The 25,139-nt window shown below is 63.4% G+C and carries 22 protein-coding genes and 1 other RNA gene; 7 read left to right on the top strand and 16 right to left on the bottom strand.

Annotated features, from left to right (window positions below):
* Nucleotides 1-2: 2 nt before the first annotated feature.
* On the bottom strand, nt 3-725 hold the full coding sequence (locus tag PG2093B_RS06025) for a lysophospholipid acyltransferase family protein (protein ID WP_129897734.1): 723 nt from the start codon (nt 723-725) through the stop codon (nt 3-5).
* 52 nt (nt 726-777) lie between these two features.
* Between PG2093B_RS06025 and PG2093B_RS06030 the strand changes: the two genes are divergently transcribed.
* Nucleotides 778-1,308 carry a hypothetical protein gene (locus tag PG2093B_RS06030; RefSeq protein ID WP_129897735.1) on the top strand — a complete coding sequence of 177 codons (531 nt, stop codon included), beginning with the start codon at nt 778-780 and terminating at the stop codon, nt 1,306-1,308.
* 10 nt (nt 1,309-1,318) lie between these two features.
* On the opposite strand, the gene trpD is transcribed toward PG2093B_RS06030, so the two are convergent.
* From trpD to hpf, 3 genes are all read right to left on the bottom strand, one after another.
* On the bottom strand, nt 1,319-2,368 hold the full coding sequence (trpD, locus tag PG2093B_RS06035; RefSeq protein WP_129897736.1) for an anthranilate phosphoribosyltransferase: 1,050 nt from the start codon (nt 2,366-2,368) through the stop codon (nt 1,319-1,321).
* A 179-nt stretch (nt 2,369-2,547) separates the two neighbouring features.
* The gene (gene secA, locus PG2093B_RS06040; protein ID WP_129897737.1) at nt 2,548-5,481 is read right to left on the bottom strand and encodes a preprotein translocase subunit SecA; all 2,934 of its coding nucleotides are present in this window, start codon (nt 5,479-5,481) and stop codon (nt 2,548-2,550) included.
* Nucleotides 5,482-5,709: 228 nt separating this feature from the next.
* Nucleotides 5,710-6,396 carry a ribosome hibernation-promoting factor, HPF/YfiA family gene (gene hpf, locus PG2093B_RS06045; RefSeq protein ID WP_022858748.1) on the bottom strand — a complete coding sequence of 229 codons (687 nt, stop codon included), beginning with the start codon at nt 6,394-6,396 and terminating at the stop codon, nt 5,710-5,712.
* A gap of 193 nt (nt 6,397-6,589) precedes the next feature.
* Here hpf and rnpB point away from each other — a divergent pair.
* Nucleotides 6,590-6,950: RNase P RNA component class A (gene rnpB / locus PG2093B_RS06050), an RNA gene on the top strand.
* A 4-nt stretch (nt 6,951-6,954) separates the two neighbouring features.
* On the opposite strand, the gene PG2093B_RS06055 is transcribed toward rnpB, so the two are convergent.
* From PG2093B_RS06055 to miaB, 9 genes are all read right to left on the bottom strand, one after another.
* Complete coding sequence (locus PG2093B_RS06055; protein ID WP_129897738.1) at nt 6,955-7,641, bottom strand: regulatory protein RecX; 687 nt, start codon at nt 7,639-7,641, stop codon at nt 6,955-6,957.
* Between the two features lie 15 nt (nt 7,642-7,656).
* The gene (gene recA / locus PG2093B_RS06060) at nt 7,657-8,793 is read right to left on the bottom strand and encodes a recombinase RecA (RefSeq protein ID WP_207215001.1); all 1,137 of its coding nucleotides are present in this window, start codon (nt 8,791-8,793) and stop codon (nt 7,657-7,659) included.
* 217 nt (nt 8,794-9,010) lie between these two features.
* Nucleotides 9,011-9,253 carry a DUF3046 domain-containing protein gene (locus PG2093B_RS06065; RefSeq protein ID WP_026648082.1) on the bottom strand — a complete coding sequence of 81 codons (243 nt, stop codon included), beginning with the start codon at nt 9,251-9,253 and terminating at the stop codon, nt 9,011-9,013.
* 135 nt (nt 9,254-9,388) lie between these two features.
* Complete coding sequence (locus PG2093B_RS06070; protein WP_026648081.1) at nt 9,389-9,904, bottom strand: helix-turn-helix domain-containing protein; 516 nt, start codon at nt 9,902-9,904, stop codon at nt 9,389-9,391.
* Nucleotides 9,905-9,965: 61 nt separating this feature from the next.
* Nucleotides 9,966-10,550 (bottom strand): CinA family protein, encoded by a 585-nt coding sequence (locus PG2093B_RS06075; RefSeq protein ID WP_129897739.1) that lies wholly within the window; start codon nt 10,548-10,550, stop codon nt 9,966-9,968.
* Nucleotides 10,551-10,671: 121 nt separating this feature from the next.
* The gene (pgsA, locus tag PG2093B_RS06080) at nt 10,672-11,325 is read right to left on the bottom strand and encodes a CDP-diacylglycerol--glycerol-3-phosphate 3-phosphatidyltransferase (RefSeq protein WP_129897740.1); all 654 of its coding nucleotides are present in this window, start codon (nt 11,323-11,325) and stop codon (nt 10,672-10,674) included.
* 68 nt (nt 11,326-11,393) lie between these two features.
* Nucleotides 11,394-14,213, bottom strand: a complete 2,820-nt coding sequence (locus PG2093B_RS06085) for an FtsK/SpoIIIE family DNA translocase (RefSeq protein WP_129897741.1) — start codon at nt 14,211-14,213, stop codon at nt 11,394-11,396.
* A gap of 63 nt (nt 14,214-14,276) precedes the next feature.
* On the bottom strand, nt 14,277-15,290 hold the full coding sequence (miaA, locus tag PG2093B_RS06090; protein WP_129897742.1) for a tRNA (adenosine(37)-N6)-dimethylallyltransferase MiaA: 1,014 nt from the start codon (nt 15,288-15,290) through the stop codon (nt 14,277-14,279).
* A complete protein-coding gene (gene miaB / locus PG2093B_RS06095) occupies nt 15,274-16,719 on the bottom strand; it encodes a tRNA (N6-isopentenyl adenosine(37)-C2)-methylthiotransferase MiaB (RefSeq protein WP_165369726.1) in 1,446 nt (481 codons plus the stop codon). The genes miaA and miaB overlap by 17 nt, the downstream gene beginning before the upstream one ends.
* Nucleotides 16,720-16,844: 125 nt before the next feature.
* Here miaB and PG2093B_RS06100 point away from each other — a divergent pair, with 125 nt between their 5' ends.
* Nucleotides 16,845-17,615 carry a GTP pyrophosphokinase gene (locus tag PG2093B_RS06100; protein WP_129853788.1) on the top strand — a complete coding sequence of 257 codons (771 nt, stop codon included), beginning with the start codon at nt 16,845-16,847 and terminating at the stop codon, nt 17,613-17,615.
* 86 nt (nt 17,616-17,701) lie between these two features.
* Here the strand turns inward: PG2093B_RS06100 and PG2093B_RS06105 are convergent, their stop codons facing one another.
* The 3 genes from PG2093B_RS06105 to PG2093B_RS06115 form a co-directional block, all read right to left on the bottom strand.
* Nucleotides 17,702-18,490, bottom strand: coding sequence for a Bax inhibitor-1/YccA family protein (locus tag PG2093B_RS06105; RefSeq protein WP_022858738.1), 789 nt, complete (start codon nt 18,488-18,490; stop codon nt 17,702-17,704).
* A 174-nt stretch (nt 18,491-18,664) separates the two neighbouring features.
* A complete protein-coding gene (locus tag PG2093B_RS06110) occupies nt 18,665-19,309 on the bottom strand; it encodes a response regulator transcription factor (protein ID WP_129897794.1) in 645 nt (214 codons plus the stop codon).
* A 2-nt stretch (nt 19,310-19,311) separates the two neighbouring features.
* Nucleotides 19,312-20,499 carry a sensor histidine kinase gene (locus PG2093B_RS06115; RefSeq protein WP_165369727.1) on the bottom strand — a complete coding sequence of 396 codons (1,188 nt, stop codon included), beginning with the start codon at nt 20,497-20,499 and terminating at the stop codon, nt 19,312-19,314.
* Nucleotides 20,500-20,657: 158 nt separating this feature from the next.
* Between PG2093B_RS06115 and PG2093B_RS06120 the strand changes: the two genes are divergently transcribed.
* From PG2093B_RS06120 to PG2093B_RS06135, 4 genes are all read left to right on the top strand, one after another.
* Nucleotides 20,658-21,677, top strand: a complete 1,020-nt coding sequence (locus tag PG2093B_RS06120) for an ABC transporter ATP-binding protein (RefSeq protein WP_129897744.1) — start codon at nt 20,658-20,660, stop codon at nt 21,675-21,677.
* Nucleotides 21,678-21,707: 30 nt separating this feature from the next.
* On the top strand, nt 21,708-22,976 hold the full coding sequence (locus tag PG2093B_RS06125; RefSeq protein WP_129897745.1) for an ABC transporter permease: 1,269 nt from the start codon (nt 21,708-21,710) through the stop codon (nt 22,974-22,976).
* Nucleotides 22,963-24,264 carry an ABC transporter permease gene (locus PG2093B_RS06130; protein ID WP_242502840.1) on the top strand — a complete coding sequence of 434 codons (1,302 nt, stop codon included), beginning with the start codon at nt 22,963-22,965 and terminating at the stop codon, nt 24,262-24,264. Before PG2093B_RS06125 ends, PG2093B_RS06130 begins: the two co-directional genes overlap by 14 nt.
* 320 nt (nt 24,265-24,584) lie before the next feature.
* On the top strand, nt 24,585-25,118 hold the full coding sequence (locus PG2093B_RS06135; protein ID WP_129897746.1) for a hypothetical protein: 534 nt from the start codon (nt 24,585-24,587) through the stop codon (nt 25,116-25,118).
* The last annotated feature ends 21 nt before the right edge of the window (nt 25,119-25,139 follow it).

Genomic DNA, 25,139 nt, shown 5'->3' on the forward strand with positions numbered 1-25,139 from the left:
ACTCAGCGGGCCTGTTCCTCGGCGCGCGCGGCGTCAAGCGTCTGCTGTTCTTCCTGCATCTGCTTCTTGACGACCTGCGCGTATTCGGGCACGTATTCCTGACCGCTCATCTGCTGGATCTGCTTGACGACGCGGTCGGTCAGTTCGCGCAGCATCTCGTGGGTCACCTGGTCGGACGGCGTCTTCGGCACATCGATCGGCGTGCCGTAGATCACCGTGCTCTTGCCTTTGCCGGGGATGATCTGGCCGGGCTGTTGGATCTCACGCGACCCAATGATCGCGGTGGGGATGATCGGGCAGCCGGTCTCCAACGCGAGGCGCGCGGCACCGGTGTGCCCCTTGTACAGGCGCCCGTCGGGGCTGCGCGTGCCTTCCACATGGATGCCGAACAGCTCGCCGCTTTCGATGATCTCGCGCGCATGCTCAAGGGCGCCGAGCGACTTCGAGCCGCCGGAACGGTCCACAGGGAACACGCCGACCGACGTGAACCACCATTTCTTGAACTTGCCTTTGAGCCCCTTGCCTTCGAAGTATTCGGCCTTGCCCATGAAGTGGATCATGCGGGGGCACGTCAGCGGCAACAGCGCGTCGTCGATGACGGCCAAGTGGTTCGCCGCGATGATGCCACCGCCCTGACGTGGGATGTTCTCGAGACCCACTGCGGTCGGATGCATGCGATGCCGTGCGATCGGCCCCAGCGTCTTCACGAAAAACCAATACAGCATGCCTCGGTTCCTTCCCCTGCGGTTGGCTGTCCGCTTGATTACAGTAGTGCGTATGACTGACCACAACAATAGCAGCACAGGCGACTCGGCAAGGGCCGCAGGGTCGTCGGGCGGCTCGGGTGACGATTGGGAGGCGTTCCTCTCCGAACACCAGCATGAACTGCACGACATCGAGCATTCAAAGACCGCCCGCAAGTTCAACAAGCACGCCGAACGGCAGGAAAAGCAGACGCTCGTCTCGGTGCACGACCTGACGAGCGACGCATTCGTGGGCGGCGAAGGCCCGCGCGACTACCGCTCGAGCTGGCTCGACACCGACGACGTGATGGACCAGTATGGCGCCGGCTTCACTCCCCCGACCCCGGACCTTTCCGACATCAAACGGTCACGGCTGGTGTTCGGCCTCATCTTCGTGATTGGCATCGTCGGCATCATCGCCACGGTGTTCATACCACACATGGCCTCCATACTGGGTGTGGTGTTCGCGCTGTGCATCCTCGTGGGTGCCGGCGGACTGTTGGCCCAGCACAAAGGCCATGACGAAACGAAGCGCGACGAATTCGACGACGGCGCACGCGTGTGACCGCTGTGGTTCAGCCGCGGTGCGACTGGGCCACGGCGAGCCATTCGTCGAGCAATGCCGCCGCCTTGCCCGAGTCCACCGCCTGCTGCGCGATCGCGTAGGCTTCGCGGAAACGGTCGGCGAGCGCTCCTTCGGATACCAGATGGCCGTCGGCGACAATCGCCGAGGCGGCGTTCAGCAGCGCGGTGGAACGGAACGGAACCGGCTTGCCTGCGAGCAGGTCGCGCACGGCCTGCGCGTTCTGTGCAGGCTCGCCCCCTCGCAGATCCTCGATGACGACCGGATCGAGGCCCAGTTCCGCAATCGGGTCGAACGTGGTTTCACGCACGTCGCCACCACCGAATTCCCAGACGCTGATCGGCCCGGTGGGAGCCATCTCGTCGAGCCCCTCGTTCGACGTGTAGACCATGCCGGTCTGCCCGTTCGCCGCATAGACGGCAGCCATGACCGGGCTCATCGCACGGTTCGCGCAGCCGATCGCCATATGCTTCGGCTTTGCCGGATTGGTCAGGGGACCCAGCACGTTGAACACGCAGGGCACGCCAAGGGCCGCGCGCACCGGCCCCACAAAACGCATGGCCGGGTGGAAGGTCTTGGCGAAGGCGAACGTGATGCCCACCTCGTCGGCCACCGCGGCCACGGCCTGCGGATCGAGGTCGAGCGGCAGGCCGAGCGCCTCGAGGCAGTCGGCGGCGCCGCACTTCGAAGAGGCGGCACGGTTGCCGTGCTTCACGATCGTCACGCCTGCGGCCGCGGCGATGACCGCGCCCATCGTGGAGAGATTGACCGTATGCATGCCGTCACCGCCGGTGCCGACGATGTCGGTGCATTCCGCCTGCACGTCGAGCGGCACTGCATGCGCGACCATCGCCTTGGCGGCGCCGGCCACCTCCTCTTGCGTCAGGCCGAGCTGCTGCTGCGTGGCGAGCACGGCGCCCACCGCGGCAGGGTCGGCGTTGCCGCGCATCAGGTCATCGACGAACCACTCCGTCTCTTCCGCGGTCAAGTGCTCCCCGCGCACGAGTTTGCTCAGATTCGACTTCCATGTGACCTGTTCCATAGTGCTCCTTACGGCTTGCGGCACAATGCCGACGTTGTTACGCACAGTCTAGGAAACCCATGCAACAAGCGTGTTCCCGCGCCCATATCATGGGCATGTATGAGGGGAGGGCTCCGCAACCAGCTGGTTGCGGCGCCCTCCCCTGTCGTTTATCAGTGGCTGGTCAGCCGTGGATCAGCTCACTGCTCGTTCTGGCCGTGGCACATCTTGTACTTACGGCCGGAACCGCACGGGCACGGCGCGTTCTTGGGCGTGCCCGGGAACGTACGGCCGTCGGCCCACGGGGTCTTCAGCTCCTCGTTCTTCGGGCGCTTCGACGCTGGCACCTTGCCTTCGGCGTGCGAGATCGGAGCGGGGCCCATCAGGCCCGATTCCGGAATCGCCTCATCGTCGTCGTAGGCTTCCTTGACCGATTCCTCGTTGGCGGCGGTGAGCACCTCGTCGGCGTGGTCGTCACGCTGGTCGGGCTCTTCCGGCTCGTGCAGCTGGGTCTCGTCGGATTCGACCTCGTCCTGCTCCTCGACGTCGTCGCCCATCGCGACTTCCGCCTGGTCCACGGCCTGGTCGTCGCGCACATCCTGCTGGATGTCCTCGTGATCCTCGGTCTGGGCCACGCTGTCGAGGTCGATGTGGAACAGCAGCTGCACCGACTCCTCCTTGATCGCCTCGATCATGGAGTTGTACATCTGGTAGCCTTCACGCTGGTACTCCACAAGCGGGTCGCGCTGGCCCATGCCACGCAGGCCGATGCCATCCTTGAGGTAGTCCATCTCGTACAGGTGCTCGCGCCACTTGCGGTCGAGCACGGCGAGCACCACGCGACGCTCGAGCGTGCGCAGGCCCTCCTCGCCGAGCCTGTCTTCGAACTGGTCGTACTGGTTGAGCGCATCATCCACGAAGAGCTTCTTCACCGCTTCCGCGGCCTTGTCGCCCTTGAGGCCTTCAGCCGCCTTGCGGGCGTCGTCTTCGGTCACCGTGGTCGGGAACAGCTCCTTGATGGCGCCCACCATGCCGGCCCAATCCCAGTCCTTCGGCTTGTCGGAACCGCGGTTCGCGCCATGCACATAGCTCGCGACCGTGTCGGAGATGAACATCTCAATGTCTTCGTGGATGTCCTCGCCCTTGAGCACCGCCTGGCGCTCCGCGTAGATGACAGTGCGCTGCTTGTTCATCACGTCGTCGTACTTGAGCACGTTCTTACGGATCTCGAAGTTGCGCGATTCGACGGCCTTCTGCGCGTTGCGCACGCCCTTCGACACGCTCTTCGACTCGATCGGCTCGCCTTCCGGCATGCCCTTGGCCATGACGCGCGCCACGAGCTGCGTGTTGAACAGGCGCATCAGGTCGTCTTCGAGGCTCAGGTAGAAGCGCGATTCACCCGGGTCGCCCTGACGGCCGGAACGGCCGCGCAGCTGGTTGTCGATACGGCGGGATTCGTGGCGCTCGGTGCCGAGCACGTACAGGCCACCGAGGTCGACGACCTCCTGATGCTCGTCCTTGACCTGCTCCTTGATCTGCTTGAGGGTCTCGGGCCAGAGCTTCTCGTACTCCTCCGGCGTGTCTTCCGGCGAGTAGCCTTCTTCCTTGAGCTTGGCGTCGGCGAGGAACTCGACGTTGCCGCCGAGCATGATGTCGGTACCACGGCCGGCCATGTTGGTGGCCACGGTCACGGCGCCCTTGCGGCCCGCCACGGCCACGACGGCCGCTTCCTTCTCGTGCTGCTTGGCGTTGAGCACCTTGTGTTCGATGCCCACCACGTCGAGCAGCGACGAGACGACTTCCGACGATTCGACGGACGCGGTGCCCAGCAGCACCGGCTGGCCCTTGGCGTGGCGCTCGGCCACGTCCTTGACGATCGCCGCGAGCTTCTCCTTCTTGGTGCGGAAGATGAGGTCGTCCTTGTCCTGGCGGATCATCGGGCGGTTCGTCGGGATCGGCAGCACGCCGAGCTTGTAGGTGCCCATGAACTCGGCGGCCTCGGTCTCGGCCGTACCGGTCATGCCCGCGAGCTTGTCGTACATGCGGAAGTAGTTCTGCAGCGTGATCGTGGCGAAGGTCTGGTTCTCGGCCTTGACCTCCACGTGCTCCTTGGCTTCGATCGCCTGGTGCAGGCCTTCGTTGTAACGGCGGCCCGGCAGGATACGGCCGGTGTGCTCATCGACAATCAGCACCTCGCCGTTCGTCACCACGTAGTCACGGTCGCGCAGGAACAGTTCCTTGGCCTTGATCGCGTTGTTGAGGTAGCCGATGAGGGCCGTGTTGTTCGGCTCGTACAGGTTGTCGATGCCCAGGTAGTCCTCGATCTTCGTGATGCCCGGATCGAGGATGCCGACGGTCTTCTTCTTCTCGTCGACCTCGTAGTCCTCGTCACGCGTGAGCTTGAGCACGAGCTTGGCGAACTGGCGGTACCAACGCGTCACGTCGCCTTCGGCGGGGCCCGAGATGATGAGCGGCGTACGCGCCTCATCGATGAGGATCGAGTCGACCTCGTCGACGATGGCGTAGTGGTGGCCGCGCTGCACGAGCTCGTTCTTCTCCCACGCCATGTTGTCGCGCAGGTAGTCGAAGCCGAACTCGTTGTTCGTGCCGTACGTGATGTCCGCGTTGTACTGCTTGCGGCGCTCCGGCGGCTTCTGCCCGGTGACGATGCAGCCGACGCTCATGCCGAGGAAGCGGTAGATGCGCCCCATGAGCTCGCTCTGGTAGCTCGCGAGGTAGTCGTTGACGGTGATGACGTGCACGCCCTTGCCCTCAAGCGCGTTGAGGTAGCTCGGCAGCGTGGCCACGAGGGTCTTGCCTTCACCGGTCTTCATTTCGGCGATGTTGCCCCAATGCAGCGCCGCGCCGCCCATGAGCTGCACGTCGAAGTGGCGCTGGCCGAGCGTGCGCTTCGAGACTTCGCGCACCGTGGCGAACGCCTCGGCCATGATGTCGTCGAGCGAAGCGCCATTGTCGAGCTTCTGCTTGAACTTGGCGGTCTGGCCCTTGAGCTCTTCGTCGCTCAGCGCCGCGATCTGGTCCTCGAGGGCGTTGACCTCTTTGGCAACGTTCTCAAGTCGCTTCACCTGGCGGCCTTCGCCCATACGGAGGGCTTTATCTACGATGTCTACCAATTTCACTCCCTTGGTGTGCTTGGTCTGATGCCTGACACAACTAACAATAATCCTGAGAGCGAAATTGTTCCCAATTCCTCGGCCTTTTTACGAAAATATGGGGACGTTGACACAAAACCCGCGCATTTCCTGACAGAAGTGACTTCGTTTGCATACAGCAACGCCACCCTGCTTCCTCGCAGGGTGGCGTTGCTCATGCCGTGCGCCTATGCGGGCGCACCAGACCACTCAGGCGTTCTTGGCTTCCTGGGCCTTCTTGACATTCTCCGGGGTGTCGATCTCGAAGACGCCGTAGCTCCAGCCGTGACGGTGGTAGACGACCGACGGGCGCATCGTGTCTTTGTTGACGAACAGGAAGAAGTCGTGGCCGATCAGCTCCATCTCGTAGAGCGCCTCGTCGATGCTCATCGGCTCGGCGACGTGCAGCTTACGGCGGATCACGATTGGGGTGTCACCGACGTGCACTTCGATCGACTCACCGGGGCCGAGGTCGGAAGCGACAGCGGCGGCCGGGCTGTTGGCATCCGCGGCGTCGCCCATGATGTCTTCCTCTTCCTCGGACGGCGGCACGAACTGGCCGGCGTCCACCGGCACCGGGCTGTAGTTCTTGCGATGGTCCTTGCGGCGGTCGCGTGCGCGGCGCAGGCGCAGCGTGAGCTTATCGAGGGCCAGGTCAAGCGCGCTGATCTCGTCGGCGCTCGAAGCCTCGGCGCGCACCACGGTGGAGCCGGCGATGACGGTCAGCTCGACGCGGATGGCGGTGTCATGCATACGCGGATTGCCCTCATGCGACAGCACGATCTGCACGCGCTGCGCGTCGGGGGCGATTGCGGTCACACGATTCATCTTGCTTTCGACGACGTCACGGAACTTCTGCTTGATCTGAATGTGACGGCCGGTAAGAACGATATCCATGTGGACCTCCCTAGACTCAAGCGGCTTTCGCCGCTATATACGGACCGATACGACGAAACCGCCGTCCGGATATGAATCATTGTAGCCGACACCCCACGGAGAAATGCGCACAACGCTCATGGTTGAACCGTTTTGAGGCTATCGGCGCCAATATATGGACCACCCGTCCGACCCGATGCTACAATGCAAAGGTTGAGACCTCTCGATGGCCGCGACCGCGCTTGCGCGGTTGAGGAACTTCCGGGCTCCACAGAGCACGATGGCGGATAACGTCCGCCCAGGGCGACCTGAGAGATAGCGCAGCAGAGAACAGACCGCCGGCACATGTGCCGGTAAGGGTGAAACGGCGGTGTAAGAGACCACCGGGCCGCTGGCAACAGTCGGCCGCATGGCAAGCCTCATCGGGAGCAAGGCCAAGCAGAAGGCGTTTGAGGGCTGCTCGCCCAATGCCTTCGGGTAGGCTGCTAGAGCCTGACGGCGACGTCAGGTCGAGATGGATGGCCATCCGTGCCCATAGGGCACGACAGAACCCGGGGTATGAGAGGTCTCACCTATTTCTTATTCTTCGTTTGCATCGGCCGCGAACAGGGCATGGGCGACTTCGCGCAGCATCTGAGGATCATGGCCTTTGCGGCCGCCGGCACTCCAGAACCTGCGTCGCTTCACCTCTATACTGCACGCACGCGCCTTGCGCGCCACGCTACGGCCCAATTCCCATGCGGCTTCGTCGAAGACACCTTGTTCAGCCGCCTCCTGCGCCACGGATTGGGCGACGGCACGGTCGACGCCCTTGCGGGTGAGTTCCATGACCGTGCCACGCATGCCCATCATGCGGCCGACACAGGCACGCACCACCATGCGCGCATAGTCCTCGTCATCGAGCAACCGCAATTCGACAAGACGGTCGATGACCGCATCAATGACCTGGGGCTCATACCCGCGCTCAGCGAGCTTGCTTCGCAATCCGCCGGTCGAGCGGGCGGCGGCGTCGAGCAGCCTCAACGCAGCCTCTTTGCAGGCCTCTTCGTCTTGCGGCGTCTCAGTGAGCGTATAGCCGAATCCACTCCCCCGCCGTACGCGCACGGCATCACGCCTCTCCTTGGCTTGGCGCGCGCCATCGTCGCGGCGCTTGCCGCCATAGTTGGTGCCGTGTGTGGCGGAGTGCGGGGTGGCTGGCCCAGGCACCTCTGCGGTGCCGGCACCAGCCACCCCGTGTTCGCGCAGGAATTCCTCGGCGGAGATCATGCCTGCACCTAACGGTCAGTTCTTCTTGGGGGCGTCTTCCACCGCCTGCCCTTCGATCGTGGATTCGACCGTGTCGCCCTGCGCGAATTCGTCTTCGCCGGCGATCAGACCGTACGAGACCTTGACCTTGTGCTCGATCTCATCGACAACACCCGGGTTGTCTTTGAGGAACTTGCGCACATTCTCGCGTCCCTGCCCCATCTGGTCGCCTTCGTAGGTGAACCACGACCCCGACTTCTTGACGATGCCGGTCTCGAGCGCCATATCGAGCACGGAGCCTTCGCGCGAGATGCCCTCGCCATACAGCACATCGAACTCGGCGGTCTTGAACGGCGGTGCCATCTTGTTCTTCACCACCTTGACCTTGGTGCGGTTGCCCACGGCGTCCTCACCGTTCTTGAGTGTCTGGATGCGGCGGATGTCCATGCGCACCGAGGCATAGAACTTGAGCGCCTTGCCGCCGGTGGTAGTCTCGGGACTACCGAAGAAGACGCCGATCTTCTCGCGCAGCTGGTTGATGAAGATCGCGGTCGTGTTCGCCTGCGCGAGCGCACCGGTCATCTTGCGCAATGCCTGGCTCATCAGACGCGCCTGCAGCCCCACGTGGCTATCGCCCATATCGCCTTCGATTTCAGCCTTCGGCACGAGCGCCGCCACGGAGTCGATGACGATCACGTCGAGCGCGCCGGAGCGGATGAGCATGTCGGCGATCTCAAGCGCCTGCTCGCCGTTGTCCGGCTGCGAGACGATCAGCGAATCCGTATCGACGCCGAGATTGCGCGCATACACCGGGTCGAGCGCGTGCTCGGCGTCGATGAACGCCGCGACGCCTCCGTTGCGCTGCGCGTTGGCCACCACATGGAGCGCGAGGGTCGTCTTGCCCGAGGATTCCGGGCCGTAGATCTCCACCACGCGGCCACGCGGCAGGCCGCCGATGCCCAACGCCATGTCGAGCGCCAGCGAGCCGGTGGGAATGACCTCCACATCCTGTTCGGGCCGGTCGCCCAGCCGCATGGCCGAGCCCTTGCCGAAGTTCTTCTCGACCTGTTGCAATGCGGTGTCGAGGGCCGCCTGGCGGCGTGGATCGATCTTCGGCGCCTCGCCGTCCTGCGCCGCCGCCTTGGTCTTGCCTGCCTTCGTCTGCGTAGCCATCGCTTGGTTCTCCTTCATGTTCTGTCGAATGGTGTGTGCCCATACGCTAACGCGCGCATGCAGCCGCCATCAACTTGTGCAGGGGCCTGTGGTCGGACGCCCCGCCCATCCACAATGGGCGCGACCGGCACTCCGGCAAGCCCTGCGTGCCGCGCTCCATCATACCCGAGAATGCGAACATTTGTTCGAATGCGTGCCAGATGCGGCGAGTCGCGGCTCAGCCGCGGAAATCGACCGGCAGCGGGGGCGCCGTGTGGTCCTTGCCCCAACGCTTGCTGTCAGGGATGTCCATCTGGTCGCACAGCACATTCCACACCACACGCGGCTCCTCGCCGCGCTCCAGTGCCTCCACGACGGTGGCGCCGCCGAGCTTGGTGAGCCCTTGGTCGTGCGCCAGCGCACGCCCGTAACTGCGCCCGAAGACCTCTTCCAACAATTGCCAAAACTCACGTTCACGCATAGCCCACCACTGTATCGCACACATCCGCCCACCATACATATGGCTTGGCGCCGTGCGCCCGGCCGGCAGCGTTGCGGGTTCCCGCTGTACTGCCGGCCGGGCGTACGGCGCCAAGCCATAGAGATAGGTTGAAAATCAGCCTTCGACCGAATCCAGGTAATCCGCGACCATGCGCAGCATCTGGGAAGTGCTCAAACCCAGCGACTCGGAGATGGACGCGAGCAGTTCGGAGCTCGCCTCCTTCTGGCCACGCTCGACCTCGGAGAGGTACCCGAGCGACACACCGGCCTTCTCGCTGACCTCACGCAGCGTCTTGTGGTCATGGGTACGCAGGTCGCGCAGCACATGGCCAATCGCCTCGCGCAACGACACTTCCTTGACTTCCCCATTGGCCTCATGCTTGCGCAGCAGCGCCCGAGGCTTCACGTTTTCGGAATCCTCCTCCTGCCACATGCGCACAAGCGCCGCCTGACGTTCATCCTTCGCCTTCTTGGCTGCTCGCGCACGCATCACCTGCTGCTGGGCGAACATCACCGCCCGGCGCTGTGCGGGGGTCAGCTCACGCATACGAGCGGATCCCGAACGTGCGGGTGCCGGCGCCTCTACCTTCTTGACCTCGGCTTGCACTTCAGTGATTGTCATTCGTTCCATGGCAGTCACACCCCTTTCACATTGTTCTGCCTACACTTCTTTACTGTTCCAGTATCAGGAATTATTCCTGTGAAGAACCTGAGAATTCCCTCAGGTTTTCCAGAACACATCCGATTGTCTTATGTCTAATAACCTCCCGGGAACCTTGCAAATTCAACTCTACTGCATAGTGTGAAGATTCTATGGAGACGGCAGGAATTTCAGGAAAAGACACGCCGATATAGACCAATCCTGCGGGTTTTCCGCCGTCAGGCCCCGGTCCAGCCACCCCGGTGGTGGATAATCCGATTATCCGAGAGCGATATTCCGATTGGCTGAACAGTTGTACCGTGCGCTGGGCCATCTCGATGGCCACCTGTGGGTGCACCGCCCCTTCCCTCCGTAAGAGTTCTGCATTTACGCCGAGCACAGAGGCCTTGGCGTGGATGTCATAGGTGACCGCCGACCCGAGGAACACCTGCGAAGCGCCGGGGATGCGCACAAAGGCGTCGGCGAGCAGACCACCGGTCAGCGACTCCGCACACGCAATCTTCACATCCCGCTCCCGGCACCATTCCAATATGGCCGCGGCCTGGTCATCGCAATACGCCTGCAGCTCCTCGACACTATCGAGATCCCTTGGGTCGATTGTGGATACATCGTGCATCGCGCACCTCTTTCTCTGCCTTGGGTCCCATCGCCCGATTGCGGCACGCCTCCATATATACAAGCATCCCGCGCGCAGGGCCGCCATGCGCGCGGGATGCAGAACGCAGCTTTCCGACCGACTACCGGGCCGCGCGCTTCTTTGCGGCCATGACGCCATGCACATACTGCCATCCTGAATACAGGCACAGGATGAGCGAGAAGTAGATCAGCGTGTAGGTGACGACGAAATAGATCGAGAGCCACAGTGGCTGCGCGCCCCCATGCCACAACGTCCACACCGGGAACATGAGCAGTCCGATGCCAAGGCACTGCGTGAGCGTCTTGTATTTGCCGATCTGCGAGGCGGCGATGACCTTGCCGCCATGGTCGATGACGAAGAAGCGCATCACGGTGATGCCGATTTCACGCAACAGGAACAGGCCGGTGACGATCCAGCCGACCCACACATTGCCCAGCTCGCCGTAGCAGGCGGCCACCACAAGGGCGCCGAGGGTGAGCAATTTGTCGGCGATCGGATCCATCAGCTTGCCCAGTTCGGTCACCTGGTTGTATTTGCGCGCAAGCCAACCGTCGAGTTTGTCGGTGGACGCGGCGATCAAGAAGATGATTGCGGCCGCCCAGCGCATGCCCACATTGCGCAGCCCCCAAGGGCCAGCCGCAATGTACAATCCCAAAAACACCACAACAAGGATGATGCGGCTGAAGGTGACGAGGTTCGGCGGTGAACTCCACCCAGCCCACAATGACTGCTTTCCGTCTGTCTGCTTTTCCATGCGCTTCAGGATACTCCTCAGCCGTCACTTTCCATGCCCTGCATGTCCTTGTGTGCCGCCAACGGGGTCTACATGCCGGCATCGCCGGCCGCCGGCTCGGCCGGCGTGGGCGTGATCGCGTCGGTCTCACCGCGGATGAACGCGAGCACCTGCGGCAGGTCCTGCGGCTGCACAAGCACTTCGCGCGCCTTGGAGCCTTCGGATGGCCCCACCACCCCGCGCGATTCGAGCAGGTCCATGAGGCGGCCCGCCTTGGCGAAGCCGACGCGTAGCTTGCGCTGCAGCATCGACGTGGAGCCGAATTGCGAGCTCACCACGAGCTCTGCGGCCTGCAGCAGGTCGTCCATGTCGCCGCCGATGTCTTCGGTCGGGTCGAGCGCGCTCTTCTCCGACTCCTTCGCCATCTGCTCGATGTCGTCGCGGTAGTGCGGCTTGCGCTGTGTGCTCACGAATTCGACGGCGTCACGAATCTCGGACTCATTGACCCACGACCCCTGCACACGGATCGGCTTGGCCATGCCCATCGGCATGAACAGCGCGTCGCCTTGGCCAATCAGCGTCTCGGCGCCGGTCGCGTCGAGGATGACGCGCGAATCGGTGGCCGACGACGTGGCGAACGCGAGCCTCGACGGGATGTTCGCCTTGATCAGGCCCGTGACCACGTCGACCGACGGGCGCTGCGTGGCGAGCACCAAATGCACGCCGGCAGCGCGCGCGAGCTGCGTGATGCGCTGAATCGAGCTTTCCACGTCGTTCTTCGCGACCATCATCAGGTCTGCCATCTCGTCGACGACGACGAGCAGGTACGGGTACGGCGCCACCTTGCGCTGCGATCCGGCCGGAGCGTGCACCTTGCCTGCGCGCACCGCCTCGTTGAAGTCCTTGACGTGCCGGAATCCGAAGAACTCGAGGTCGCTGTAACGCGCGTCCATCTCTTTGACGACCCATTCGAGCGCTTGGGCCGCCTTCTTCGGGTCGGTGATAATCGGCGTCAGCAGATGCGGGATGCCAGCGTACGCGGACAGTTCCACGCGTTTGGGGTCGACCATGATCATGCGCACCTGATCGGGTGTGGCGCGCATGATGATCGACGTGAGCATCGAGTTGATGAAGCTCGACTTGCCGGAACCTGTGGCGCCGGCCACGAGCAGATGAGGCATCTTCGTCAGGTCGGCCGTCACAAAATGCCCTTCGACGTCTTTGCCCACGCCGGCGAGCATGGGGTTGGGGTCGCTGACCGCCTTCTGCGAACGCAGCACATCGCCCAGATGCACGATCTCGCGATCGGCGTTGGGGATTTCGATGCCGATCGCGCTTTTGCCAGGGATTGGCGACAGGATGCGCACGTCCGAACTGGCGACGGCGTAGGCAATGTTCTTCTGCAGATTTGTGACTTTCTCGACCTTCACGCCCTGGCCGAGCTCCACTTCGTACTGCGTGACCGAGGGGCCGCGCAGGAACCCGACGACCTTCGCGTCGACCTTGAACTGTTCGAAGGTGTTCGAGAGCGCGCGGATCACCTTGTCGTTCTCCGGTGTGCGCGTCGCATGGGGCTTGCCCTTGGCGAGCATGGCGAGGTCGGGCAGTTGGTACGGCCCATCATCGGCTTCGGCGCCTGTAGCTACCTGAGCGCCGGCGGCAGGCGCAGTGCCTGCGGCTGGAGCGCCGGCGCGGCCGGATGCACCGCCCGCCGCAGCCGGCGTGGAGGCGGTCGAACGCGCGACGCGAGGGGCGGCCGGCGGTTCGGAGATGACTTCCCCTGTTTCGGGGGCAACGAGCAGCGTCTGCTCCTGCGCATCCATATGCGCCCAAGGATCGACGGCGGGCACGGCGCCTGACGGCATCGGCCGTGTGTGCTGCTCAGGCAATGCGGACCACGAGCTCGAATCGATGCTGCGCGTGGCGTCGTCACCATAGCCACCGCCGCTGCTCACCGACCGCAGACCGCCGTCGAGCCGCGTCTCGGCGGCCTCACCGTGACGGCTCGCCGCGTTGAGGAACGCCTCGTCCCCAGCGTAATGGTCGAGGCCGGCGTCGCTGTCTTCATGCCTATGGCGGTGGAACAGACGCGCGAAGAAGCCCGGCTTGCGCGCGGCTCCCGACTCCTCATCCGAGCCATCGTGTGCGGGCACACCATCCGCAAACGCGAGCGTGTCGTCGCCCACGCGCACCTCGTTGGGGAACTGACGGTCGTCTTCGTCGTCGGTCCGCTTGCGTGGCGCTTTGCCGGCGAGCGAGCGCACGGTGTCTGGAATGTCGGTCACATGCGTGCGCGTGATGAGCAGCACGGAGAACAGCGCGGACACGACGAACACGATGATCGCGAAGGTCTGCGAAAGCCCCCAGGCGAGCGGCGAGCCGATGACGAACCCAAGCAGGCCGCCGGCGCGCTGCAGGTTGCCCCACGAGAACGTCTTCGTGTCGGCCGCCATGACCACGTCGATGATCGAGCACACCGACCACAGCAGCATCGCCCAACCGGCGATGACGCGCGGGTTGCCTGACCCTTTGCCCGCATTGCGCATGAGGCGCACGGCCACAAGGATCAGCAGCACCGGCACGACGATGCTCATCACGCCGAACAGACCGGCGGCGAACGCGTGCAGCACACGGCCGAGCGCGCCGTCCACGCGGAACCACTCGGATCCGATGAAGAACACGGCGAGCACGATCATCATGAAGCACAATCCGTCGCGACGGTACGCCGGATCGAATTCGCCGGTGCCGCCAGCCCCACGCACGCCGGCGCCGAGTGCGCGCGGCACGGCGAGCGCAGCGCGCTTCCACCACGGCTCGAGCGTGGGGGCGCCCGACGACGGGGTCTGCCGCGATGTGCCCGACGAACTGGTGCGGGGTTTGTTTGGGTTCGAGGAAGTAGATCGTGCCATAACGCTCAAGATTCTATCGCAGGGGTTTCACCTCGCCTCGCGCGCGTTCGCGATGCGCACGCATCAGTGCAATGCGCCGAGATGGTGCTGCACGTATTCGTCGGCGTGCATGTCGATGTGGTCGTAGCCGCCTTGGTCGGCCACGTCGATGACCGCCATCGCGTTGTCCACAAGACGCGGGTTGAGCGCCTGCAGCCAGTGGATGCGCGGGTCGCGTCCGAACCAGCCCATCTGCTTGCGCGCCAGACGCCGTGTTTTCTGCGCCACGTCGGCCATCGTCTCATCGAAGTCGCGCAGGCCGTCCAAGTAGTCAATCACCTGCTGGTAGCCGAGCGCGCGCGCCGCCGTCATGCCTAGATGCGGGCGCAGGCGTTCGACTTCGTCGATGAACCCGTCGTCGAACATGCGACGCGTGCGTTCGTCGATGCGCGCGTCGAGGTCTTCGCGCGGCAGGTCGAGCCCGATCTGCACCGAGGGAATGACGTAACGGTAACGCGGCAGCGACGCCGAATACGGGCGCCCGGTGAGCTCGATGACCTCGAGCGCGCGCACGGTGCGGCGTGGATTGTGCGGATCCATGCGCGCCGCCGCCTCGGGGTCACGCTGCGCGAGCTCGGCGAACAGTGCGCCGGCGCCTTCCGTGCGCGCGCGTTCCTCGAGACGCGCGCGCACGTCCGGATCGGTGCCGGGGAACGAGATGTCGTCGATTGCGGCGCGCGCGTACAGGCCCGAGCCGCCCACGAGGATCGGGCGAATGCCCTGTGCCTGCAGGTCGCTGATGACCGTGCGCGCCATCTGCTGGAAGCGCGCGACGGTCATTGTGTCGGACGGGTCGATCACGTCGAGCAGATGGTGCGGCACCGCGGCCTGCTCCTGCGCACTCGCCTTCGCGGTGCCGATGTCCATGCCGCGGTACATCTGGTAGGCGTCCGCATTGACGATCTGCGCGCGCTCGCCACGTTCGGCAAGACGCCGCGCGATCGCGATGCCCAGGCCCGTCTTGCCCGATGCCGTGGGCCCAACAATCGAGACGAGGCGCGGTGCGACGATCGGCGTGGGTTCAGTGGCGGATGGCATAGGTCTGCCCCTTGGCCGGGTCCGGGTCCGCGATGAGGTTGTGCTTGCCGGCGTGCGTGACCGTGGCGGTCACGAAATCGCCGACCTGCGGTGCGGGCATGCCTTCGGGCACGCCGACATGCACAAGCACGCCGGTGCGTTCACGGCCGGTCACACGGTGCGTCTGCTCGTCCTTGCGGCCGGTGGTGCCGGTGACCATCACTTCGACGTCGCGCCCTTCGAACTTCTTGAGCTCCTGTGCGGTGATGCGCTCCTGCAGCGCCACAAGGCGCTCGAAACGCTCCTGCGAGACTTCGCGCGGCACCTGTTCCATCGCCGCGGCGGGCGTGCCCGGGCGCGGTGAGTAGATGAACGTGAACGCGGACGAGAAGCGCGCCTGCTCCACGATGTCGAGCGTGCGCTGGAAGTCCTCTTCCGTCTCGCCCGGGAACCCGACGATGATGTCGGTCGAGATCTGCGCGTCGGGCATCGCCTCACGGATGCGGCCCAGGATGTCGAGGAACTTCGCGGAACGGTACGACCTGCGCATGGCGCGCAGGATGCGGTCAGAGCCCGACTGGAGCGGGAAGTGCAGCTGGTGCATCACATTCGGCGTCTGCGCCATCGCCTCGATCACGTCGTCGGTGAACGCCGCCGGATGCGGCGACGTGAACCGAACACGTTCGAGTCCCTCAACCTCGCCGCACGCACGCAACAGCTTCGAGAACGCATAGCGGTCGCCCACGCCGTAACCGTACGAGTTGACGTTCTGGCCCAGCAGCGTGACCTCTTTGGCGCCTTCGTCCACACAACGGCGCACCTCGGCGAGCACGTCGCCCGGGCGCCGGTCGCGTTCCTTGCCGCGCGTGGTGGGCACGATGCAGAACGTGCAAGTGTTGTTGCAGCCCACCGAGATCGCGACCCACGACGAGATGCGCGACCCGCGCACCGCGGGCAGCTGGCTGGGGAACTGGTCAAGCGATTCCTTGACGCGCACCTGCGCGCGGCCTTCACGGCGGGCCTGATCGAGCAGCGCCGGCAGGTCCTCGATGTTCTTCGTGCCGAACACGGCGTCGACCCAAGGCGCCTTCTCGGCGATGCGCTCGCGGTCGAGCTGGGCCATGCAGCCGCCGACCGCGATCTGCAGGTTGGGGCGCTCCCTTTTCATCTGCGCCCACAGGCCGATTGTCCCGTACATGCGTTCCGCCGCGTTCTCACGCACTGCGCATGTGTTCATCACGATCAGGTCCACGTCGTGGTCGAGCTCCTGCTCTTCGGTGGCCGGCACATACCCTTGGCTCTTGAGCACGCCGGCGATGCGCTCGGAATCGTGCACGTTCATCTGGCAGCCCAGCGTGTGGACCTGGAACACGCCCCTGCCACGGCCCTCCTGCCCGGCCTCGGGGGCCGTAAGCGTGCGCTCCTGCTCGGTCATCATGTCTTCGTTCATACCGCATATGCTAACGGAGGGAGGGCACAGTACGCACAGCATGCCCCACTCCTCCATCGAACTTCCATGAAACGCGCCCGTGCGCCGATTGCCCCGTTCAGGCGCATCGGTTAGGATGGCACAATGTGATACTTGACCGCCAAAGCCGCATCAACACGAATGACCTGCGCACCCGTCTCAAGGTGTTGCTCGCCCAGTTCTCCCCCGACAGCCAACCGGGGCATTTGAGCGACATGGAGACGATGACCGAGTTCATCAACCAGATGCAGGTCTACGAAGGCGCCATGTACGAGATCAGCACCAAGCTCGAGATCCTCGACTCCGAATTCCAAGTGCGCTTTTCGCACGACCCGATCCATCACATGGAGCGCCGCCTCAAGTCCGTGGATTCGATTCTGGGCAAACTGGAACGCAAGAACCTGCCGGTGACGATCGAGGCCATCCGCGACAATCTGTTCGACGTGGCCGGCATCCGCGTGATCTGCAATTACCGCGACGACGTGTATTCCGTGGCCAACTACCTTTCGGCGCAGTCCGACATCCAAGCGCTGCGCGTGAAGGACTACATCAAATCACCCAAGCAGAACGGCTACCGTTCGCTCCACGTGATCTACGCCGTGCCGGTGTTCCTGTCGAACGGCGCGCATTACACGCCTGTGGAGGTGCAGTTCCGCACGATCGCGATGGACTACTGGGCGAGCCTCGAGCACGCGCTGCGGTACAAGACCGACCTGCCCGACAACAAGCACGCGGAGCACGCGCAGACGCTGCTCGATTGCGCGCGCTCGCTGCAGAACGTGGAGACGCAGATGCAGACGATCCACCGCGACATCAACGGCGCCCCGCAGAGCGGCGAGGCCCCGCACGCCGAGGGGCTGCAGCACGCGATCTCGTGACGCGCGCACGGCCCCGGCAAACAAAACGGTGGTGGCCCCACGCTGAACAAGCGTGGGGCCACCACCGTATGTGAGGCCTGCGCGGGCTAGTCCCGGCTCAGCCCCACCAGCTGCAACACGTAGAGGAACATGTTGATGAAGTCGAGGTAGAGATTGAGCGCGCACAGGATCGAGATGCGCTTGATCATCTCGGGGCCCTGCGCGGCGTACTGCGCGAACGCGGCGCGAGTGAACTGCGCGTCGTAGATCGTCATGCCGGCGAACAGGATGATGCCGATCGCCGAAATGACTTTGAGCATCGTGTCGGTGGGCGCCACGAACATGAGGATCACCTGCGCCACGATCAGCACGATGAGCGCGATCATCAGTACCGGGCCGGCTTTGAGCATGTTCGCCTTGGTCGTCAGGCCGAACATCGTGAGCGCGAAGTAGAAGCCCGCGCTGATCAAGAACGCGAAGCCGATCGTGCCGAGGTTGTATGCCCCGAAGATCGTGCTCATCGTCACGCCCATGAGCGCCGCGAAGATGTAGAAGCACACGCGCGCGGCGGCCGGCGACATCTTCATGACGCGCACGCCAAGGTAGACCGCCATGCCGATCTGCACGATCGCCGGCAGCCAGACGCCCAGCGCACCGGTGGCGCGCAGGAACGACACATAGAACCCGCTCATCTGTGTGAAGATGGCCACTGCCGCGGTGATGAGCAGGCCGATCGTCATCTCGCCATAGGCGCGTGTGATCGACACATGCTCGGCACGCTCGTACGCGTACGCGGGCGTGGCGTCGATTGTGGTTTGGCCCGCCTGCTGCCGCATGGTGTATTGCGACTGCGGACCATTGGGATAGCCCCCATAGGGCTGCTGGCCATATGTCATAATCCGTTGTTCCTTATCTGTTTTGGCTGCCCCTATTGTACGCGAAGGATTCGCCTACAATCTGAAAGTCTTCTGACAATACGATGGGAACGGTCCAATACGGTTGCTCCACTGCATTCAACACCGCCGCGTAGAGCGCTATTCCACCTCGCCCACGGTGAAGGCGGACGCTCATCAGTGGCATGCGAGCCATTCGACGGCGAGTTTGGTGCGGTTCGAGATGTTCGTCTTGGCCAGGATGTCGCTGATGCGGTTGCGCACCGTGCCTTCGCTCAGATACAGACGCCCCGCGATCTCGCGGTTGTCCAATCCTTCGGCCACGAGGGCTGCGATGCCCCGCTCACGGTCGGTAAGCACCGCGAACCGCGGGTCCTCCCCCACACCCCCGTCCGGCACCACGGCTTCGCCCGACGTCCCATGCAGCGGTAGCTGGCCCAGGACCTCGGCGCCGAGCACTACCTGGCCCGCCATGACCGCCTGCACTGCCGGAACCACGGAGGCGACGTCCTGTTTGATCAGATAGCCCTTGGTATGCAGGTCGATGGCACGGCGGATATAGTCGGGGTCGGCGAATGTGGTGAGGATCAGGATGCGCGCATCGGGGTCGTCCTGCAGGATGCGCTCCGCCGCCTCAAGGCCGTCGATGCCCGGCATCTGCACGTCGATGAGCAGCACGTCGGGGGCGTGCCGGCGGCAGTTCGCCACGGCGGCCTCGCCGTCATGCGCGCTCCACAGCACCTGCGCGGTGCCGGTGGCGGTGAGTATCGTGCCGATCGACGAGCACACAATCGGGTCGTCGTCGACAATGGCCACTGAAATCATCATGCTCCTTGTGTGGTCTGTTGTGCGGGGTCTGGTTTGGGGATGGAGACGAACACGCGCCAGCCTTCGCCGTACGGCCCGCATGTGGCGTTGCCGCCGAGTGCGCGGGCGCGTTCCTCGATGTCGGCAAGCCCGATGCCCGCCTGCCAAACACCTGCCATGCGTGCGGGCTTGCCGCCGTTATCCTGCACGATGAGCTGCCACAGGCCCGGCAGGTCGATGAGCTTCACCATGGCCTCGCTCGCCGTGCCATGCCGCACCGCATTGGTGAGCGCCTCGCGGATGACCGCAGCGAAACAGCGCGCGACCGCGGCCGGGGCGTGCTCGATGCCATCGGCCAGATGCACCGTCAGCGGAACACCCTCGTCGACCGATGCGGCGTCTTCGACCATGCTGTGGAAATCGGTGCCCTCGTCTTTCAGGTCGTGCACCGACGCGCGGATCAACGTCATCGCCTCGTCGAGCGTAGCGCTGATCTGGCCGAACTGCGCGGCGTGCTCGGCGTCGCCCACCGTTGCGGCCACGACATGGTCGGCCTGCGTCATCATGATCGCGCGTGTGAGGACGTGACCCACGTTGTCGTGGATCTCACGGGCGATGCGCGTGCGTTCGTTGAGCCGGGCCTGCCGCATGTCGGCGGTGCGCTGCGCCTCGACATCGGCGATGCGCGCGTGCGACAGGCGCAGCCGTTCACGCCGTGCATCGGCGAGCGCACGGTAGCGCATCTGCGAGCGCAGGCCATCAGCACGCAGCCAACCCGCCACGGCGGCCAGCACAGTGAGCGGCACCAACAGCATGCAGGCGAGCGCACGCGCGTCGTGCGGCCACACGCCGCCGATGCTCATCAACGCCATGCCCGTCACCACGCAAGCCGCCGCACATGGCGCCGCCGTGAGCACATATTTGGCATGGCGTGTGCGTGGCGTGGCGCAGAAGACGAGTTGATAGGCCAGATCGCACGCCACAAGCGGCAGGAACATGGCCCATGTGGGAATGGCGAGAGCCGCTACGCAGAACGCCATGCCCAAGGTGAGCCATGTCTTCGTCTCGACGAGCGCGGCGAGCGCCGCCAGACAGATCGCCACAAGCAGGCCCACCACGGTGGCCACGGTGATGTCGGAGCCGGCCAGCAGGGCGAGCAACGTGCAGATGACGGCTATGAGCACATGGGCTGCGATGTCCGCCATGCTGCGCTCCTTTCCGTGCCGTGTACGTGTTGCCGCTTCCATTATCAGGCACACCGCGGCTGCCGCAACGCGCATCGTGACATTTGTCACCACTGCTTCACGAAACTGGTGATGGCAGGCACGGTGTCGGCACGCGCCCGCTTGGAACAATGGTGGACATGAACACTACAGCACCAATCCCGACGAGCGCCGCACAACGCACCGCACAACGCACCGCGCAGCCCACCCCGGCCATCCGGGTGACCGAACTGGTCAAGCATTATGGAGACAACCTGGCCCTCGACTACCTCAGCATGGAGGTGCGCCGCGACGAGATCTACGGCCTGCTCGGACCGAATGGCTCGGGCAAGACGACCGCGATCAACTGCATCCTCGGCCTGCTCACCTATGATTCGGGCGAAATCCGCATCTTCGGCGAGCCGATGGGCCCCACGAGCTACGATCTCAAACGCCGCATCGGCGTTGTGCCGCAGGATATCGCCGTGTTCAACGAGCTGACGGTCGAAGAGAACATCTCGTATTTCTGCTCGCTGTACGTGGCAGACCGTGCACGCCGCACAGGGCTCGTCGACGAGGCGATCGCGTTCGTGGGACTCGACGACTATCGCACGTACCGCCCGCGCAAACTCTCCGGCGGCCTGCTGCGGCGCCTGAACATCGCGTGCGGCATCGTGCACAAGCCGGAGCTCATCTTCTTCGACGAGCCGACCGTGGCCGTCGACCCGCAGAGCCGCAACGCGATTCTCGAAGGCATCGAGCAGCTCAACGCGCAGGGCTCCACCATCGTGTACACGAGCCACTACATGGAAGAGGTCGAGCAGATCTGCGACCGCATCCAGATCATCGACCATGGCCGTCAGATCGCGCTCGGCACCGCCGACGAGCTCAAGCGCATGATCGACGTCGGTGAGCGCATCAGCATCGAGGCGCCGTCGCTCACGGGCGGCGATGATACACGTGCGCGCACCATCGCCGCACTGCGCGACCTGCCCGCGGTGCACGACGTGGCGTTCGAGCAGGACACGCTCACGGTCTCGTGCGTACAGGGCGCGCACAATCTGATCGACGTGCTGCAGGCGCTGCGGCAGGCGGATGTGCCTGTGGGGCATGTCAGCTCGCACACGCCGACGCTCAATGACGTGTTCCTTGCGCTGACCGGCACCGACCTGCGCGACTGACCGCATGCGTATACGAAAGGAGAGACCACGATGTGGAGCACGTTCCTGACCACATTGCGCATCAATCTGCGCGAAAAATCGTCGCTGTTCTGGCTGTTCTGCTTTCCGATCCTGCTCTCGACGATGTTCCTGGGCATGTTCGGCAATCTCAGCGCGACCTATGAGGTCACGACGATGCGGTTCGCCATGGTGGCGAATGGCGACTACTGCAAGTCCGAAGGTGCGCAACAACTAGTCGCCGCGATGCAGCGCACGCCGGTCACCCCGCAGACATGCGACACGGCACCCGACGCAATGGATGTGGATTCGGGCGTCACCGATCTGCGCGACCTGCTCGACGTGACGCCGGTGGACAGCACCGCCGAGGCGACTGACCTGATCAACACCGACACCGACGTGCGTGGGTTCCTCACGGTGGACGGCGATGGCCTGCTGCATATGACAATCAGCCGCGCGACCGTCTCGAGCGTGAACGACACGATGAGCACCCCCGGATTGCCAGTTTCGTTGAGCATCCTCGACGGCGCGATCGGCATGTTCAACCGGCAGGCGCTCACCGTGGCGCAGATCATGACATCCGACCCAGCCGTGTTCACCAATGAGGTGTTCACCGCGGCCGTGCAGGAGGCTCCGGGATTCACGCGCCAAGTGCGCCTGACGAACTTCAAGCCCGACGAATCCGCGCGCTACTACTACGCGCTGCTCGCGATGACCGCGTTGATGGCGATGACCTTCGCCGTGACGACCGTGTGCTCGGCGCAGGCGAACCTCTCCGCGCTCGGCATGCGCCGCTCGCTCGCGCCGCTCACGAGGCTCCGCCAGCTCATGGGCGGGTTCCTCGCCAGCTGGCTGTGCACGTTCTGCTCGCTGCTCGTGGCGCTGCTGTACATCCACTTCGTCTGCCGCATCTCGTTCGGCGGCCGTTGGGCGGCCACACTGCTCGCGATCGTCGTCGCATCGTTTGCATCGAACGCGCTCGGCACCTTGCTCGGATCACTGCCGAAACTGACGGCCGGCACAAAAATCGGCCTGACGACGGCCTTCTCATGCGCGCTCTCATTGCTCAGTGGCCTGTATGGCTCCGGTGCGATGGCATTGAGCGACTGGATTCAGCGCAACGCGCCGGTCGTCGCAACGATCAACCCCACCCAGCAGGTGACGAACCTGTTCTACGACATCCTCTACTACGACTCATATGCCCCATTCTTCCGCACCGTCGGCATCCTGCTGACGATGGCCGTTCTCGCCCTGGCATTGGCGACCGTGTTCCTCAGGAGGCAACGCTATGCACACCTTTAAGACCACACTGAAGGTCCTGCTGGCCCAGAAACTCATGATCCTCATCTATGTGGTGTGGCTGTGCCTGATGATGTTCGGCCTGAGCTGGACACTGATCACCAACCTCTCCGCATCCGACAGCTCGGTCCACTACGAATCCGCCAAAGCGGACGTGGCCGTCGTCAACCGCGACGCGCACGGCGCCGATCTGGTCGACGCGATGCGCGAGTTCCTCGCGAAGGACTGCAACCTCGTTGACGTCGGTACAACGGGCGAGGACCTGCAGACGGCCGCAGCCTCGAACTACGCGGACCTGATCGTGATCGTCCCCGACGGCTACACGCAGCATCTGGCCGATGCACTCACGAACAACGGCGAAGAGCCGAAACTCGACGTGGTCGTCAGTTTCACCGGCGCCTACGGTTCGCTCGCGAAACTCCAAGTAGACGACTTCCTGCGCCTGACGCGCATCGAAGCGCTCGCACAGCAGACACAGACGGGGGCCGCCGTGACGCCCGCGGCACTCAACACGGCGGCTGACGCCGTCATCGACACGCTTGCCGACGACGCAGGCGCCTACCCACAGATCAACGTGGCCGACGATCCGGGCGCCGCGAGCGACAAGCAGGAGTCGGCGCGCACCGCCTATGTGATGACCGCCAAGATGGGCGTCTACCCGCTGCTCGCCGCGACGCTCGTATGCACGGCGCTCGCGATGAACGCGTTCTCCACAGCGAATGTGCGCCGCAGGCTGTATGCCTCGCCACAGCATACCGGTGCCATGGTCATGCAGGAATTCGCCGCATGCGCACTCTTTGGCGCAATCGTCAGTCTGCTGTATTGGGGCATATCCATGGCGCTGCCCGCGCTCGCTGGACTGCCGATCAACGGCATTCCCATGCCGACGCTCCTCTACTCCGGCGCCTCGCTCGTGCTGTATGCGCTCGTCGGTGTGGCGAGCGGCTTCATGATCAGCATGCTGTCGGCGAACTCCGTCGCCGTCAACGCGATCGCGAACGTGTTCGGCCTACTCGTCATGTTCACCTCAGGTATGGCGTTCCCGATTGACATGATGCCGCATGTGATGATCATCATCGGCAAACTGCTGCCCGGCTGGTGGTTCTGCCAGTCGATCGACGCGGTCAACGGCATGGACGGCCATATCGATGCGGGACTGTGGCTCGCCAACAACGCGATCGTGCTACTCTTCGGCGTGGTGTTCATCTGCCTTGGGCTCGCGTTCTCGAAGCTGCGCCGTTCGCGCCCCCAGCTGGCGGCCCCGGGCGCGACCCGGCTCGCCGAGGCGTAAGGCGCTGTCCGCAATCCTGCAATCCAAGGGGGCGGCCACCGTGTGCACGGTGGCCGCCCCCTTGGCGCTCGGCGACGTCACATCATGATGCGGTACACCTTCCAGATCTTGCTCAATAGGCGGCCATTGGCATCATCAGCGGTTGCGATCTGACCATCAGGAAGCTGCCTCACTTCTTGATTTTCACATGCTCGGCGTATTCAACACAGATAACCCGAAGTGGATAGGCATAGTTGTATTAGAGTTTTGGTGTGTTTATTTCTACCCTATTGGCATTTTACTAGCAAAACAGTAAATCAGCATATATACAGGAGATGGATATGGGATATGCAGTTGTAGGTTATTTTGACAAAGCGACAGATGAGTGGATACGACGGATATGGAAGGAACTTATGGTAAACGATATAGATGATTACCTATACAACTCAGAGAATAATCCTCATATCAAATTTGCTATGTACGACAATCTCAAAGAGATAGATATTATCAATGCAATTGAAGATATTTCTCAGACAAGAGAACAAATAGATATTATCTTCAAGTCATATAGTTTCTACCCCAATGATCAGCCTTTTTTCAACATTGACATGGCTACCAGTATGCCACTCCTGGAATTACAGGCTGAGATCAGGAGAACATGCGACAGGTCCTCCACGTTGTTTCCTATAGACTTTTTCGATGCGGGAATATGGAAACCCGACTGCCAATTGACAAGAGAAGTTGATAAGAAGCATTTATCAAATATAGCAAAATGTCTATACGAAAAGAAATTACCAATAAAAGGGAAACTAGAGAGTATTGGTTTAATAAAGTTTCATCCAGCAAAACAAATTATACGCTTTAATTTGTCTTAGTGTTATACAAATTACTGTTTT

It is taken from the genome of Bifidobacterium pseudolongum subsp. globosum (assembly GCF_004155535.1).
Lineage (GTDB): Bacteria > Actinomycetota > Actinomycetes > Actinomycetales > Bifidobacteriaceae > Bifidobacterium > Bifidobacterium pseudolongum_C.

Excerpts from the sequence above, each read along its gene's own strand:
- miaA (WP_129897742.1), bottom strand. The coding sequence starts at position 15,290 with ATGCCATCCGCCACTGAACCCACGCCGATCGTCGCACCGCGCCTCGTC.
- PG2093B_RS06055 (WP_129897738.1), bottom strand. The coding sequence starts at position 7,641 with ATGATCTCCGCCGAGGAATTCCTGCGCGAACACGGGGTGGCTGGTGCC.
- PG2093B_RS06070 (WP_026648081.1), bottom strand. The coding sequence starts at position 9,904 with ATGGAACGAATGACAATCACTGAAGTGCAAGCCGAGGTCAAGAAGGTA.
- pgsA (WP_129897740.1), bottom strand. The coding sequence starts at position 11,325 with ATGGAAAAGCAGACAGACGGAAAGCAGTCATTGTGGGCTGGGTGGAGT.
- PG2093B_RS06075 (WP_129897739.1), bottom strand. The coding sequence starts at position 10,550 with ATGCACGATGTATCCACAATCGACCCAAGGGATCTCGATAGTGTCGAG.
- PG2093B_RS06025 (WP_129897734.1), bottom strand. The coding sequence starts at position 725 with ATGCTGTATTGGTTTTTCGTGAAGACGCTGGGGCCGATCGCACGGCAT.
- PG2093B_RS06105 (WP_022858738.1), bottom strand. The coding sequence starts at position 18,490 with ATGACATATGGCCAGCAGCCCTATGGGGGCTATCCCAATGGTCCGCAG.
- PG2093B_RS06135 (WP_129897746.1), top strand. The coding sequence starts at position 24,585 with ATGGGATATGCAGTTGTAGGTTATTTTGACAAAGCGACAGATGAGTGG.
- PG2093B_RS06125 (WP_129897745.1), top strand. The coding sequence starts at position 21,708 with ATGTGGAGCACGTTCCTGACCACATTGCGCATCAATCTGCGCGAAAAA.
- miaB (WP_165369726.1), bottom strand. The coding sequence starts at position 16,719 with ATGAACGAAGACATGATGACCGAGCAGGAGCGCACGCTTACGGCCCCC.
- trpD (WP_129897736.1), bottom strand. The coding sequence starts at position 2,368 with ATGGAACAGGTCACATGGAAGTCGAATCTGAGCAAACTCGTGCGCGGG.
- PG2093B_RS06085 (WP_129897741.1), bottom strand. The coding sequence starts at position 14,213 with ATGGCACGATCTACTTCCTCGAACCCAAACAAACCCCGCACCAGTTCG.
- PG2093B_RS06120 (WP_129897744.1), top strand. The coding sequence starts at position 20,658 with ATGAACACTACAGCACCAATCCCGACGAGCGCCGCACAACGCACCGCA.
- hpf (WP_022858748.1), bottom strand. The coding sequence starts at position 6,396 with ATGGATATCGTTCTTACCGGCCGTCACATTCAGATCAAGCAGAAGTTC.
- PG2093B_RS06115 (WP_165369727.1), bottom strand. The coding sequence starts at position 20,499 with ATGGCGGACATCGCAGCCCATGTGCTCATAGCCGTCATCTGCACGTTG.
- PG2093B_RS06130 (WP_242502840.1), top strand. The coding sequence starts at position 22,963 with ATGCACACCTTTAAGACCACACTGAAGGTCCTGCTGGCCCAGAAACTC.
- PG2093B_RS06065 (WP_026648082.1), bottom strand. The coding sequence starts at position 9,253 with ATGCGTGAACGTGAGTTTTGGCAATTGTTGGAAGAGGTCTTCGGGCGC.
- recA (WP_207215001.1), bottom strand. The coding sequence starts at position 8,793 with ATGGCTACGCAGACGAAGGCAGGCAAGACCAAGGCGGCGGCGCAGGAC.
- PG2093B_RS06030 (WP_129897735.1), top strand. The coding sequence starts at position 778 with ATGACTGACCACAACAATAGCAGCACAGGCGACTCGGCAAGGGCCGCA.